Annotated in this window: 9 protein-coding genes; 2 read left to right on the top strand and 7 right to left on the bottom strand. The window is 53.2% G+C overall.

Annotated features, from left to right (window positions below; genetic code table 11):
• Positions 1-2358: an LPS assembly protein LptD gene (gene lptD, locus SK39_RS07720; protein ID WP_048216843.1), complete on the bottom strand. Its 2358-nt coding sequence runs from the start codon at positions 2356-2358 to the stop codon at positions 1-3.
• 255 nt (positions 2359-2613) lie between these two features.
• Here lptD and djlA point away from each other — a divergent pair, with 255 nt between their 5' ends.
• On the top strand, positions 2614-3429 hold the full coding sequence (djlA, locus tag SK39_RS07715; RefSeq protein ID WP_003845702.1) for a co-chaperone DjlA: 816 nt from the start codon (positions 2614-2616) through the stop codon (positions 3427-3429).
• Positions 3430-3524: 95 nt separating this feature from the next.
• Here djlA and rluA read toward each other — a convergent pair whose 3' ends face one another.
• From rluA to polB, 3 genes are all read right to left on the bottom strand, one after another.
• A complete protein-coding gene (gene rluA / locus SK39_RS07710; RefSeq protein ID WP_048216842.1) occupies positions 3525-4184 on the bottom strand; it encodes a bifunctional tRNA pseudouridine(32) synthase/23S rRNA pseudouridine(746) synthase RluA in 660 nt (219 codons plus the stop codon).
• Between the two features lie 11 nt (positions 4185-4195).
• Entirely contained in the window at positions 4196-7102 is a 2907-nt protein-coding gene (rapA, locus tag SK39_RS07705) for an RNA polymerase-associated protein RapA (RefSeq protein ID WP_048216841.1), read from the bottom strand.
• A 131-nt stretch (positions 7103-7233) separates the two neighbouring features.
• Positions 7234-9585, bottom strand: a complete 2352-nt coding sequence (gene polB / locus SK39_RS07700; RefSeq protein ID WP_044712949.1) for a DNA polymerase II — start codon at positions 9583-9585, stop codon at positions 7234-7236.
• A gap of 596 nt (positions 9586-10181) precedes the next feature.
• Here polB and SK39_RS07695 point away from each other — a divergent pair.
• A complete protein-coding gene (locus SK39_RS07695) occupies positions 10182-10565 on the top strand; it encodes a DUF4751 family protein (protein ID WP_032937521.1) in 384 nt (127 codons plus the stop codon).
• Positions 10566-10605: 40 nt separating this feature from the next.
• Here SK39_RS07695 and araD read toward each other — a convergent pair whose 3' ends face one another.
• The 3 genes from araD to araB form a co-directional block, all read right to left on the bottom strand.
• Complete coding sequence (gene araD / locus SK39_RS07690; protein ID WP_032937523.1) at positions 10606-11301, bottom strand: L-ribulose-5-phosphate 4-epimerase; 696 nt, start codon at positions 11299-11301, stop codon at positions 10606-10608.
• Positions 11302-11398: 97 nt separating this feature from the next.
• Positions 11399-12901, bottom strand: coding sequence for an L-arabinose isomerase (gene araA / locus SK39_RS07685; RefSeq protein WP_016149540.1), 1503 nt, complete (start codon positions 12899-12901; stop codon positions 11399-11401).
• A 10-nt stretch (positions 12902-12911) separates the two neighbouring features.
• Complete coding sequence (gene araB / locus SK39_RS07680; protein ID WP_048216840.1) at positions 12912-14621, bottom strand: ribulokinase; 1710 nt, start codon at positions 14619-14621, stop codon at positions 12912-12914.
• Positions 14622-14728: the final 107 nt, after the last annotated feature.

Raw genomic sequence — 14728 nt, 5'->3', positions numbered from 1 at the left:
TCATAAAGAGCTTTGATACGGCAAAATGTTTGAACGCAACATTTGGTTGGTGCCGAGACCGTAGTTGGAGCTCAGGCCGCGCAGTTCGATATTAAAGCCGATCGTGTTGTCATAAATCGCGTGTTTCTGGGTGTTATCCCAGCCGTTCAGCTTACGTTCGTAACCGAAGCGAATGGCGTAACAGCAGGAGTTGTACTGCAGCCCCAGCATTGAATCTGCTTCTTTGTTCACGTTGGTATCGAAGTAGTAAGCGCCAACAATCGACCAACGGTCGGCGATTGGGAAGCTTGCCACTGCGCCCACCTGTGAGATCCCGTTTTTATACTGCTCTGCCGTAGAGTAGTAAGACGGCAGAGTAGCCTGGATATACTCCGAGCTGGCATAACGGTAGTTCAACTGCAGCATACGGTTTTCGTCGCGACGATATTCGATACTGCTGCTACTGGTTGCAACGCTGTCCAGACGGGTATCGTACTGGATCCCACTGCGTAACCCCCAGCGATCGGAGATGCGCCAGTAGGTATCGCCCGCCCATACCAGTGAGCCCGTTTTGTCATCATTCTCCCATTTAATGTTGTCATCGCCGGTGCGAGACTCGGTGAAATAGTAGATTTGACCCACGGATATATTAAAACGTTCAACGGCTGCGTCATCATAAACGCGAGATGTGACCCCAGTCGTGACCTGGTTGGCGGAGGCAATGCGGTCCAGACCGCCATAGGTACGGTCACGGAACAGGCCGCTATAGTCGGATTGCAGCAGGGACGAGTCATAGTTATAGATATGACTTTGGTCGCGATACGGTACGTACAGGTACTGCGCGCGCGGCTCCAGCGTCTGGGTATAACCCGGCGCCAGCATTTGCATGTCGCGCTCAAACACCATCTTGCCGTCAACTTTAAACTGCGGCATGACGCGGTTAGCTGAATCATCGAGCTTGGTGTTCTGCGGGTTGCTGTTGTACCAATCCAGATTAGTCTGCTGATAGTGCGTTGCCAGCAGTTTTGCTTCGGTATTGATGCTTCCCCAGTTGTTCGACAATGGCAGATTGATGGTCGGTTCAAGGTGAACGCGCGTCGCTTCCGGCATGTTGTCGTTGGTGTTAACGAAGTGCACCGCCTGACCATAAATACGGGTATCAAACGGACCAACGTCATTCTGGTAGTAGTTGACATCTAACTGCGGCTGCGCAGAGTAGCTGTTACTGTTTTGCGCGTCGAAGACCTGGAACTGCTTGGTCGAAACTGTGGCATCAAAGTTCTGTACCGCGTAGCCGACGCTGAATTTTTGCGTGGCGTAGCCGTCGGTACTGGAACCGTATTTGTTATCGAAATCATTAAAGTAGCTGGTGTCGCTGACCTTGGTATAGTCAACGTTGAAACGCCACACCTGGTCCATCACCCCAGAGTGTTGCCAGTAAAACAGCCAGCGACGTGAATTGTCATCCTTCGGATGTTCGTCCTCATACACTTTATCGGAGTTCAGATAGTCGAACTCCATCAGGCCCGCACCTGCTTGCGTCAGGTAGCGGAATTCGTTTTCCCACATGATCCCGCCACGACGGTGCATATAATGTGGCGTGATGGTGGCGTCCATGTTGGGCGCAATGTTCCAGTAATACGGCAGGTAGAACTCAAAATAGTTATTGGTGGAATATTTTGCGTTCGGGATCAGAAAACCGGAACGGCGCTTATCGCCGACGGGTAACTGTAAATAAGGACTGTAAAAGACCGGAACCGGACCCAGTTTAAAACGGGCGTTCCAGATCTCTGCGACCTGTTCTTCACGGTCGTGGATCACCTCGCTACCGACGACGCTCCAGGTATCGGAACCTGGCAGACAGGAGGTAAAGCTACCGTTTTCCAGAATGGTATAACGGTTTTCCCCACGCTGTTTCATCAGATCGGCTTTCCCGCGTCCCTGACGGCCCACCATCTGGTAATCACCTTCCCAGATGTTGGTATCTTTGGTATTCAGATTCGACCAACCCTTCGGCCCCTTCAGAATAACCTGATTGTCATCATAATGGACATTGCCCAGCGCATCGACGGTACGTATTGGCTCCGGCTGGCCTTCAGCCTGCTTCTGATGAAGCTGTACTTCGTCGGCCTGCAGGCGGCTGTTACCCTGTGCGATGTCCACGTTGCCGGTAAACACCGCGTCATCGGGATAATTCCCTTTAGCGTTGTCGGCATTGATGGTGACGGGTAATTCATTAGTCTCGCCCTGTACCAGAGGACGGTCATAGCTCGGCACGCCCAGCATACACTGTGAGGCGAGATCGGCTGTCAGGCCCTGATGGCTATAGAGGGCACTGGCAATCATGGTGGCCAGAAGAGTGGGAATACGTTTTTTCATACGTTGTATTTATTGTTCCATCATCAGTAGCGTCGCGCGTGACAAACGGTCACAGCCTAACTTATCTCATCTTCACTGCGCTAGTGTTAATCCTGCCCATTTAGGCATCCGTGGTGTTAGGCACGGCATTGAATGACAGGTATGATAATGCAAATTATAGGCGATGTCCCACAATTGACCGCAGCCGTAAATCGGTAAAAGCACCTTATATTGTGGGACATAGCCTGGCTGAGAGCATAAAGATTTGGGGAGTCTATGCAGTATTGGGGAAAGATAATTGGTGTAGCCGTGGCCTTAATGATGGGTGGCGGCTTCTGGGGTGTGGTTCTGGGGCTGTTAGTTGGCCACATGTTCGACAAAGCCCGCATGCGCAAAATGGCGTGGTTTGCCAACCAACGTGAACGCCAGGCGCTGTTTTTTGCCACCACTTTTGAGGTGATGGGACATCTGACCAAATCCAAAGGTCGCGTCACGGAAGCCGATATTCATATCGCCAGCCAGTTGATGGATCGGATGAATTTGCACGGTGACTCGCGAACGGCTGCACAACACGCCTTCCGGGTAGGAAAATCGGATAATTATCCATTACGTGAAAAGATGCGTCAGTTTCGCAGCGTCTGTTTTGGTCGATTCGATCTGATCCGCATGTTTCTGGAAATTCAAATCCAGGCGGCATTTGCCGATGGGTCGTTACATCCTAATGAGCGTGAAGTGCTGTATGTGATTGCTGAAGAGTTGGGGATCTCACGTACCCAATTTGATCAGTTCCTGCGCATGATGCAGGGCGGCGCACAGTTTGGCGGCGGATATCAGCAGCAGTCTGGCGGCGGTGGCTGGCAGCAGGCGCAACGCGGCCCGACGCTGGAAGACGCCTGTAATGTGCTGGGTGTGAAAACGACCGATGATGCGACTACCATAAAGCGCGCTTACCGTAAGCTGATGAGCGAGCACCATCCGGACAAACTGGTCGCGAAAGGTCTGCCGCCAGAGATGATGGAAATGGCGAAGCAAAAAGCGCAGGAAATCCAGAAGGCTTACGAGTTAATCAAAGAACAAAAAGGCTTTAAATAATAATTATGCCGGATGCGGCTAGTGCCTTATCCGGCCTACGGTAATGAATGTAGGCCGGGCAAGCGAAGCGCCCCCGGCATAAATTGGCTCAGAATTTAAAAATCCGCCGGGACTTTAAACGTCATACTGTTGCCGTATTCGGGATGCGTGATGGTTAGCATCTCGGCGTGCAGCAGCAGGCGGGGTGCCAACGCCAGCGCTTCGGGCGTAGCATAGAAGCGATCGCCGAGGATTGGATGCCCTAACGCCAGCATATGCACACGCAGCTGGTGGGAGCGTCCAGTAATCGGTTTAAGCACGACCCGGGCGGTGTTATCCGCCGCGAACTCCACTACTTCATACTCTGTCTGCGCTGATTTCCCGGTCTCATAACACACTTTTTGCTTTGGCCTGTTCGGCCAGTCGCAAATCAGCGGTAAATCAACCAGACCCTCGGCCGGAGCGGGATGCCCCCAGACGCGTGCCACATACTGTTTTTTCGGTTCGCGCTCGCGAAACTGGCGTTTTAGCTCGCGCTCTGCCGCTTTGGTTAGCGCGACTACAATCACGCCGCTGGTGGCCATATCCAGACGATGGACGGATTCAGCCTGCGGATAGTCGCGCTGAATACGCGTCATCACGCTGTCTTTGTGCTCATCCAGACGACCCGGCACAGACAACAAACCGCTCGGCTTGTTGACCACCATAATGTGCTCATCCTGATACAGGATGACCAACCAGGGTTCCTGCGGCGGATTGTAGTTTTCCATCCCCATGTATGGCTCCGTTACTGATGCGTCACGACGATCAGGCGCAGGGCATCCAGACGCCAGCCCGCCTGATCCAGGCTTTCCATCACCTGCTGACGGTTGCTTTCAATTGCGCTGAGTTCGTCATCACGGATGTTCGGGTTAACGGCACGCAGCGCTTCCAGACGGGAGAGTTCCGCAGTCAGTTTTTCGTCCGCTTCTTTACGCGCCGCGTCGATCAGCGCGCGGGCTGATTTTTCCACCTGCGCTTCACCGAGTTGCAGAATAGTATGAACGTCTTGCTGCACGGCGTTGACCAGTTTACTGCCGGTGTGGCGGTTAACGGCGCTGAGCTGGCGGTTAAAGGTTTCGAACTCAACCTGTGCAGCGAGGTTATTGCCGTTTTTATCCAGCAGCATACGTACCGGCGTTGGCGGCAGGAAGCGGTTCAGCTGCAGCTGTTTCGGCGCTTGCGCTTCAACCACATACACCAGCTCAACCAACAGAGTTCCAACCGGCAATGCTTTGTTTTTCAACAACGAAATGGTGCTGCTGCCGGTGTCGCCAGAGAGGATAAGATCCAGACCATTACGGATTAACGGATGCTCCCAGGTAATAAACTGAGCGTCTTCACGCGACAGAGCGACATCACGCTCAAACGTAATGGTGCAGCCATCTTCCGGCAATCCAGGGAAATCTGGCACCAGCATATGATCGGACGGTGTCAGCACGATCAAATTGTCACCACGGTCATCCTGATTAATACCAACGATATCAAACAGGTTCATGGCGAAGGCGATCAGGCTGGTATCATCGTCCTGTTCTTCAATACTCTCAGCCAGTGCCAGCGCTTTTTCACCGCCGTTAGAGTGGATCTCGAGCAGACGATCACGACCTTGCTCCAACTGAGCTTTCAGCGCGTCATGTTGTTCGCGACAGGTTTTGATCAGATCGTCAAAGCCATCGGTATTTTCTGGTTCAGCCAGGTAGCCGATCAGATTGTTATAGACCGTGTCGTAGATGGTACGGCCGGTCGGGCAGGTGTGTTCGAACGCATCCAGACCTTCGTGGTACCAGCGCACCAGCACGGATTGTGCGGTTTTTTCCAGGTACGGGACGTGGATCTGAATATCATGCGCCTGACCAATACGGTCCAGACGGCCAATACGCTGTTCCAGTAGATCCGGATTGAACGGCAGGTCAAACATCACCAGATTGCTGGCGAACTGGAAGTTACGCCCTTCGGAGCCGATTTCAGAACACAGCATTACCTGAGCGCCGCTATCTTCTTCGCTAAACCAGGCTGCGGCGCGGTCACGCTCAATGATCGACATCCCTTCATGGAACACGGCTGCGCGGATACCTTCTCGCTCGCGCAGGACCTGCTCCAGTTGAAGCGCGGTGGTGGCTTTTGCACAGATAACTAATACTTTTTGCGAGCGGTGGCTGGTCAGATAGCCCATTAGCCATTCCACGCGCGGGTCAAAGTTCCACCAGGTGCCGGTATCGCCTTCGAATTCCTGATAAATCTGTTCCGGGTAGAGCATATCGCGCGCCCGGTCTTCCGCGCTTTTACGCGCACCCATAATGCCGGAGACTTTAATCGCCGTCTGGTATTGGGTCGGCAGCGGCAGCTTGATGGTGTGCAGCTCGCGTTTTGGGAAGCCTTTAACACCATTACGGGTGTTACGGAACAGCACGCGGCTGGTGCCATGGCGGTCCATCAGCATCGAAACCAGCTCCTGACGCGCGCTCTGGGCATCTTCGCTGTCGCTGTTTGCCGCCTGCAATAGCGGTTCAATGTCCTGCTCGCCAATCATGTCGCCTAACATGTTCAGCTCACTATTACTCAGCTTGTTGCCTGCCAGTAACATAGCGACGGCGTCGGCGACCGGACGATAATTTTTTTGCTCTTCAACAAACTGGGCGAAATCGTGGAAACGGCTGGGGTCCAGCAGGCGCAGACGAGCAAAGTGACTTTCCATACCCAGCTGCTCCGGTGTAGCGGTTAGCAGCAGGATGCCCGGCACACGTTCTGCCAGTTGTTCAATGGCCATATATTCGCGGCTGGGCGCGTCTTCGCTCCACACCAGGTGATGCGCTTCATCGACGATCAGCAGATCCCATTCGGCGTCACACAGATGCTCCAGGCGCTGTTTACTGCGACGGGCAAAGTCCAGCGAGCAGATGACCAGTTGTTCGGTTTCAAACGGGTTGTAGGCGTCGTGCTGCGCTTCTGCATAACGCTCATCATCAAACAGTGCAAAACGCAGGTTGAAGCGACGCAGCATTTCGACCAGCCACTGGTGCTGTAATGTCTCTGGGACGATGATCAGCACGCGCTCTGCGGCGCCTGACAGCAGCTGTTGATGCAGGATCATCCCGGCTTCAATGGTTTTACCTAAACCCACTTCGTCTGCCAGTAAAACGCGAGGGGCATGACGACGGCCAACATCATGGGCAATGTTCAGCTGGTGAGGAATCAGGCTGGTACGTTGACCACGCAAACCACTCCACGGCATACGGTATTGTTCGCTCTGAAATTTACGCGCGCGATAGCGCAGAGCAAAGCGATCCATGCGGTCAATCTGGCCGGCAAACAGGCGATCTTGTGGTTTGCTGAATACCAGTTTGCTGTCGAGTAGTACTTCACGCAGCATGACACCGGTTTCTTCGGTATCCAGGCGGGTTCCGATATAGGCAAGCAGGCCGTTTTCTTCTTTTACTTCATCGACATGCAGTTGCCAGCCTTCATGGCTTGTTATCGTATCGCCAGGATTGAACATCACGCGGGTCACGGGGGAATCACTGCGCGCATACAGACGGTTTTCGCCCGTCGATGAGAAAAGTAATGTGACGGTTCGCGCATCCATGGCGACAACGGTACCAAGTCCCAATTCGCTTTCTGTATCGCTGATCCAGCGTTGACCAAGTGTAAAAGGCATATATGTTCGGCTCTATATCTTTAGTTGCAGGCAATACTCACCCTCTGCCAGAGTAAAGTGGCAGCAAGTGTATTGGGGTCCAGGAATGGAAAGGGCGCTATGGTACTGGATGGCGACGGTTTCGTCACGCGTCAAAATAACCCCAGTTGCCCTGTGAGTAGTGTAGCAAAATTATCGTCAATAAAGGGAAGAATTCCCTCGGCAACGGGTTGGATCTGGCGTGTCAGATAATGCTCGTAATCGAGCACAGATAGCTGATAATCAACAGGTTCTGGGCCATTGACCGTCCAGACATATTTTATGGTTCCGCGATTTTGATACTGCGGTGGACGCCCCAGCTTTACATTCTGCTCATCGGCGAGGCGCGCGGCACGCACGTGTGGTGGAACATTTCGCTGGTATTCGCTTAACGGGCGGCGCAGGCGCTTGCGGTACACCAGTTGTTCATCCATTTCACCGGCCATCAGACGGTCAATAGTCTCGCGAACAAACTCCTGATAAGGTTCGTTACGAAAAATTCGCAGGTATAGCTCCTGCTGAAACTGTTGGGCCAGCGGCGTCCAGTCGGTTCGTACCGTTTCAAGTCCCTTAAACACCATACGTTGCTCAGCGCCGTCCTGAATCATCCCTGCATAGCGTTTTTTACTGCCGGTATCTGCACCGCGAATGGTCGGCATCAGAAAGCGACAAAAATGGGTTTCAAATTCCAGCTCCAGCGCACTGGTCAGGTTTTGTTGCTTCAGCGACTGCGCCCACCAGTCGTTGACATAGCTCACCAGCTCACGGCCAATCCGGGCGGCATCGTCTTCTGAGTGCGCCTTTTTCAGCCAGACAAAGGTCGAGTCGGTATCGCCATAGATAACGTCGTAGCCCTGAGCTTCAATCAGCGCTTTGGTCTGGCGCATGATCGCATGACCGCGCATGGTAATGGACGAGGCCAGTCTCGGGTCGAAAAAGCGACAGGCGGTGGTTCCCAGCACGCCGTAAAATGCGTTCATGATGATTTTCAGCGCCTGCGAGAGCGGCTTATTGCCGCGGCGTTTTGCTTCATCGCGACCATGCCAGATCCGGGTCACGATTTCCGGCAGGCAGTGCTTTTCACGTGAGAACCAGGCGTCAAGGAACCCTTCGGTGCTGTGCTCCGGATCCGGCTGCGCCATTCCTTCGATAAGCCCCACCGGATCGATTAAAAAAGTACGAATTATTGAGGGGTACAGGCTTTTGTAATCCAGCACCAGTACCGAGTCGTATAAGCCGGGGCGCGAGTCCATCACGTAGCCACCGGGGCTGGCGTGAGCGGGGACTTCACCCAGGTTCGGTGCCACATAACCCGCCCGGTGCATTCGTGGCAGGTAGAGATGTCCGAAGGCGGCAACTGAACCACCGTGCCGGTCGACCGGCAGACCGTTGACCGTCGATCGTTCCAGCAGAAATGGCATGATCTCGGTTTTATGAAAAATACGCGTGACCAACTCACAGTCTTTGAGATTGTAGGTGGCGAGCGCGGGCTTATCCTGGGCAAACCGGCGATCGATTTCGTCCATCCTGTCCCAGGGATTATCAATTGACTTCCCTTCGCCCAGTAGCTCCTGCGACACCGTCTCCAGCGAAAATGACGAGAAATTCCAGAATGCGGATTTGAGCGCCTCAATGCCGTCGATAATCAGGCGACCTTTAGCCTGCGCGAAGAACACGCCGTTTTTGAAGCCATGCTCGCGCCACTCCAGCTCGCTATTGTCACGACCAAAACGCAGGGGAATGCGGTAACGTTCGGCGTGCTTTTGCAGGACGCGTAAATCGAATTGCACGACGTTCCAGCCGATTATCACATCAGGATCGTGACGGGCAATCCAGTCATTGAGCTTTTCCAACAACTGCGGGCGGCTTGCAACGTACTCAAGTTCAAAATCCAGCGCAGAGGCATCACCGTTTGCCGGGCCGAGCATATAGACAATACGCTGCCCACAGCCCTCAAGACCGATGCAGTAGAGTTCGCCGTGGCGCGTGGTTTCGATATCCAGCGATACCCATTTTAGCGGTGGTCGATAGTCAGGGTTCGGCTTCAGGCGGGCATTAACCAGCATGTCGTCATGTCTGTCGCCTTCGACCCAAACAGGGGAGGTGATAAAGCGCTCCATCAGATACCGCTCCGGCGGCCGTACGTCGGCTTCGTAGACGGTGACTGCGTTTTCGCGCAGCAGTTTTTCCAGCCGCATAAGCTGGCGATGTGAGCGGCAATACAGGCCGGAAACGGGCTGGCGGTGGAAGTCTTGCAACTGAAGAGGCGTCAGGCGATAGCCGTTTTCAGTGCGTAATAATGACGTGACGCGAGGAACCTGACTGGTGGGAATAAACGCGACTGACTCCTGAGGCGCAAGCGTGACCTGCAGCGGCCCATCGTCTGTAGCCAGCCAGAATGAGACCTCAGTTCCCTGCGGAGTGTCCCGCCAGTGTCGGGTTAGAATAAAGCCTGCCTGCGCCACGCTGTGTATCCGTCAAAAAGCCAGACACTATTATAGCCTGGTTTACATGATTGTACTGTTATTTTGTACAGTTATTCGGCGTAAGACGCGGTACCCGCTGGAGTAAAAAGCGTCTCTGAGTAAAAAATGTGTTGTGTCAGCCTGGGTTATCTTCGTATTTAATATATGAATATCGTGCCTAAGACGAGTTGCAGTGAACTATTTTATTGGTGTGGCTGTTGTTTTAAATGGCGATTGTCCATCTGGGTTATGTATTGAATTGATATTATAAAGTCCATTATCGGATGTTTGCTGTTTTTCGGATTTGTACTTATTTATTTTTGCTACATCTTTCTCGGATTCAGGAAAAGTTACTTTTTTTATTTGTGTTTATTAATGGTTGATGTAAAGATTTTATTCGAAGCATCCGGATATGAGTTTGAAATATAATATATATTTAATCGTATTTATTGCCGAATAGAAACGGATTTTCAGTTCGAATTCGTCGGGAATCTCTCTGTAGAATTTGGTTTTTATCTCGGGATATAATTTATTTTCAGCTTACTGTTCGGGTGCTTCTTAATACATATCCGGGAAAGTGATGAGATGGAGTTTTTATGAATGTTTATACTCAGGCAATTTTGCCTGGATACCAGCACTATCTATTTGTTAATACTCAGCTATCAAACCCATTAATTAAAACTGTGAGCAAATATATTGAGTGCAAAACATGGACCGGACAAATTTGGCGGACTGAAATAATTGAAAGTGGAAACGCTTTTTTTCACTGGCAGGGGCATGACAGAAGAAATGGTCATCGTGATACGGTAATTAATTATTTGTTGTGTGGGCAGAAATGGCAGTCAACGATAACAGATTATATTTTCTTCCATTCACTGGAAGGAGAGGAAACTCATGGGAATTATGACAATGTGATTGAGTATGTTTCTTCTAATAACTGTGTTTATCAAAGTGCTTTTGCTGAATATATAGCCGAGTAGAAATAAAGCGCGCGACGATCAAAACGCGCTTATATAAAGGTTACTGCCCGTAGTAGGCTTTAGCACCGTGTTTACGCAGGTAATGCTTATCTAGCAGGGTTTGTTGCATATCTGGCAATTGCGGCGCGAGCTGGCGACAGAAGATCCCCATGTAGGCGACTTCTTCCAGCACGATGGCGTTATGCACTGCATCTTCGGCATTTTTTCCCCAGGCAAACGGACCGTGAGAGTGCACTAGCACGCCAGGCATCTGCGAGGCGCCAATACCTTGTTTCTCAAAGGTTTCAACGATCACATTGCCGGTTTCCCATTCATATTCGCCGTTGATTTCTTCGTCGGTCATTTTCCGTGTGCAGGGAATCGAACCGTAGAAATAGTCCGCATGGGTGGTACCCGTGGCCGGAATCGACTGACCCGCCTGCGCCCAGATTGTCGCGTGACGCGAGTGGGTATGAACAATACCGCCAATGGTCGGGAATGCCTGATACAGCAGTCGGTGCGTTGGGGTGTCGGAAGAGGGCTTCTTCTGGCCTTCGACTACTTCACCCGTGGCGATACTGACTACCACCATATCGTCTGCGGTCATTACGCTGTAATCGACCCCGGAAGGTTTAATCACAAACACGTCGCGCTCGCGATCGACGGCGCTGACGTTCCCCCAGGTCAGGGTGACCAGATTGTGCTTAGGCAACGCCAGATTGGCTTCCAGTACCTGACGTTTAAGATCTTCTAGCATGTTAACTCCTGAATGCCGGATGGCGCTTCGCTTATCCGGCCTACGGTGATTTGTAGGCCCGGTAAATGAAATGCCACCGGGCAATCCGTTTCGACAATTAACGTTTGAACCCGTAATACACTTCGTTCCAGCGCAGCGCGTCCTTAAAGGCCGGCAGGCGGGTATCGTTATCGATCACAGCGATCTCGATATCGTGCATTTCAGCGAACTGGCGCATATCGTTCAGATCCAGCGCGTGGCTGAACACGGTGTGGTGCGCGCCACCGGCCAGGATCCATGCTTCAGATGCGGTTGGCAGATCCGGTTGAGCTTTCCACAGCGCGTTAGCTACAGGCAGTTTCGGCAGGGAGTGCGGTGTTTGTACCGTGTCGATGCAGTTAACCAGCAGGCGAAAACGATCGCCGAGATCGATCAGGCTGGCAACCACGGCCGGGCCGGCTTTGGTGTTGAAGATCAGACGGGCGGGATCGTCTTTACCACCAATGCCGAGGTGCTGTACGTCGAGGATCGGTTTCTCTTCCACCGCGATGGACGGGCAAACTTCCAGCATGTGCGAACCGAGTACCAGATCGTTGCCTTTCTCGAAGTGGTAGGTGTAATCCTCCATAAATGAGGTGCCGCCCTGCAGACCGGTTGACATCACCTTCATGATGCGAAGCAGAGCGGCGGTTTTCCAGTCGCCTTCACCCGCAAAGCCATAGCCTTGCTGCATCAGACGCTGTACGGCCAGACCCGGAAGCTGTTTCAGGCCGTGTAAATCTTCAAATGTGGTGGTGAAGGCGTGGAATCCACCCTGTTCCAGGAAGCGCTTCATCCCCAGTTCAATACGGGCAGCTTCCAGGACGTTCTGACGTTTTTCACCGTGGACTTGCGTCGCCGCCGTCATGGTGTAAGTGCTTTCATACTCATCGATTAGCGCGTTGATTTCGCCGTCGCTAATTGCGTTCACGACCTGCACCAGATCGCCCACGGCCCAGGTGTTTACCGAGAAGCCGAACTTGATCTGCGCAGCGACTTTATCGCCATCTGTGACCGCAACTTCGCGCATGTTGTCGCCAAAGCGGCAGACTTTCAGGTGGCGGGTATCCTGTTTGGACACGGCCTGGCGCATCCAGGAGCCAATGCGTTCATGCGCTTGTTTATCCTGCCAGTGACCGGTGACCACGGCGTGCTGCTGACGCATACGTGCGCCGATAAAGCCGAACTCACGACCGCCGTGCGCGGTTTGGTTCAGGTTCATAAAGTCCATATCAATGCTGTCCCACGGCAGGGCGGCGTTGAACTGGGTGTGGAACTGAAGTAGCGGTTTATTAAGGATAGTCAGGCCGTTGATCCACATTTTGGCCGGGGAGAAGGTATGCAGCCAGACCACCATCCCTGCACAGCGATCGTCGTAGTTAGCGTCACGACAGATAGCGGTAATCTCGTCAGGGGAAGTGCCCAGCGGTTTTAATACCAGCTTACAGGGCAGTTTGGCTTCAGTATTCAGTGCGTTAACGACGTGCTCCGCATGTTGGGTTACCTGACGCAGGGTTTCAGGGCCATACAGATGCTGGCTACCAATCACAAACCACACTTCATAGTTATCAAAAATCGTCATTGTCGTGTCCTTAATGTGTCAGGGTTGCCAGGTCTACCGGGGTTTGTTGCGCCGGAGCGGCAGTCGGAAGGTATTGTTGTTCAGCGCTTACCGCCCAGTGCTGATAGCGGCGGTAGAGTTGTTCAAAACGTTGAGCCTGCTCTGGGCGAGGTTGCAGCGTGTTTTCCACGGCGCTTGCCATTTGCTGCTGAGCGGCTGGGATATCGACGTGTACTTTCGCGGCAACGGCAGCGAAGATAGCCGCACCGAGTGCGCAGCACTGGTCTGAAGCGACAATCTGTAGCGGGCGGTTCAACACGTCACAGCAGGCCTGCATGATGACCGGGTTCTTGCGCGCGATACCGCCAAGCGCCATTACGTTGTTAACCGCAATGCCTTGTTCGGTGAAGCATTCCATAATGGCGCGTGCGCCAAAGGCCGTGGCGGCAATCAGCCCACCGAACAGCGCTGGCGCGTCAGTTGCCAGGTTCAGATCGGTAATTACCCCTTTCAAACGCTGGTTGGCATTGGGCGTACGGCGACCGTTGAACCAGTCGAGCACCACCGGGAGATGCTCCAGTGATGGATTTTTAGCCCAGGCTTCAGTGAGTGCAGGCAGCAGCTGTTTTTGACTGGCTTTAATCTGGGGCTGCAGTTCCGGATGCTGTGCGGCAAGCTGTTCCAGAGGCCAGCTCAGCACGCGGCTAAACCAGGCATAGATATCGCCGAATGCGGACTGGCCAGCTTCGAGGCCAATAAAATCAGGCACTACGCTGCCATCAACCTGGCCGCAAATGCCTTTCACCGCGCGTTCGCCGACGCTGTGCTTGTCGGCAAGCAGAATGTCGCAGGTCGACGTGCCGATGACTTTCACCAGCGTGTTAGGCTGTGCGCCTGCGCCAACCGCGCCCATATGGCAGTCAAAAGCACCGCCTGCAATCACCACGCTTTCCGGTAGCCCCAGGCGCTGTGCCCACTCGGCGCACAGGGTGCCAACCGGCAGATCCGCGGTGAAGGTATTGGTAAACATTGGGTATTGCAGATGGCGGTTGAGGATGGGGTCGAGTTCGTCAAAGAAACTGGCTGGCGGCAGACCACCCCAGCTTTCATGCCACAGGGATTTATGTCCGGCGCTGCAGCGACCGCGACGAATATCCTGTGGGCGTACGGTGTTGGAGAGCAGGGCCGGAACCCAATCGCATAGCTCAATCCACGAGACCGCAGCTTCGGCTACCGCATGGTCCTGACGAGTTACATGCAGGATTTTGGCCCAGAACCATTCGCTGGAATAAATGCCGCCGATATAGCGGGAGTAATCGATCTTGCCCGGTGTGTGGCACAGGCGGGTGATTTCTTCAGCTTCTTCTACTGAGGTGTGATCTTTCCACAGGACAAACATTGCATTCGGGTTTTCCGCGAACTCCGGACGCAGTGCCAGTACGTTACCGTCTGCATCGATGGGCGCCGGGGTTGAGCCGGTACTGTCAACGCCGATCCCGACCACTTCCGCGCGCTGTTCAGCGCTCAGTTCGGCCAATACGGTTTTCAGCGCCGCTTCCATGGATTCAATGTAGTCGCGCGGATGATGGCGAAACTGGTTGTTTGGGCCATCGCAATACTGCCCTTCCTGCCAACGTGGATACCACTCAACGCTGGTGGCGATCTCTTCGCCGGTGGCACATTCCACCGCCAAAGCGCGTACTGAATCACTACCAAAATCGAGGCCAATTGCAATCGCCATCGTCTTACTCCATCCAAAAATACGGGTATGGATAAACAGTAGTGAGTAGCGATAAAAACCGTCAGGCAGGATCCGCTAATCTTATGGATTAAAATGCTGTGGCATCA

Source organism: Citrobacter sp. BIDMC107, from assembly GCF_001037575.1.
GTDB classification, from domain to species: domain Bacteria; phylum Pseudomonadota; class Gammaproteobacteria; order Enterobacterales; family Enterobacteriaceae; genus Citrobacter; species Citrobacter freundii.
This window is presented reverse-complemented; position numbering and strand designations above follow the sequence as displayed.

Coding starts and splice junctions, on each gene's coding strand:
- lptD (WP_048216843.1), bottom strand. CDS start 2,358: ATGAAAAAACGTATTCCCACTCTTCTGGCCACCATGATTGCCAGTGCC.
- djlA (WP_003845702.1), top strand. CDS start 2,614: ATGCAGTATTGGGGAAAGATAATTGGTGTAGCCGTGGCCTTAATGATG.
- rluA (WP_048216842.1), bottom strand. CDS start 4,184: ATGGGGATGGAAAACTACAATCCGCCGCAGGAACCCTGGTTGGTCATC.
- rapA (WP_048216841.1), bottom strand. CDS start 7,102: ATGCCTTTTACACTTGGTCAACGCTGGATCAGCGATACAGAAAGCGAA.
- SK39_RS07695 (WP_032937521.1), top strand. CDS start 10,182: ATGAATGTTTATACTCAGGCAATTTTGCCTGGATACCAGCACTATCTA.
- araD (WP_032937523.1), bottom strand. CDS start 11,301: ATGCTAGAAGATCTTAAACGTCAGGTACTGGAAGCCAATCTGGCGTTG.
- araA (WP_016149540.1), bottom strand. CDS start 12,901: ATGACGATTTTTGATAACTATGAAGTGTGGTTTGTGATTGGTAGCCAG.
- araB (WP_048216840.1), bottom strand. CDS start 14,621: ATGGCGATTGCAATTGGCCTCGATTTTGGTAGTGATTCAGTACGCGCT.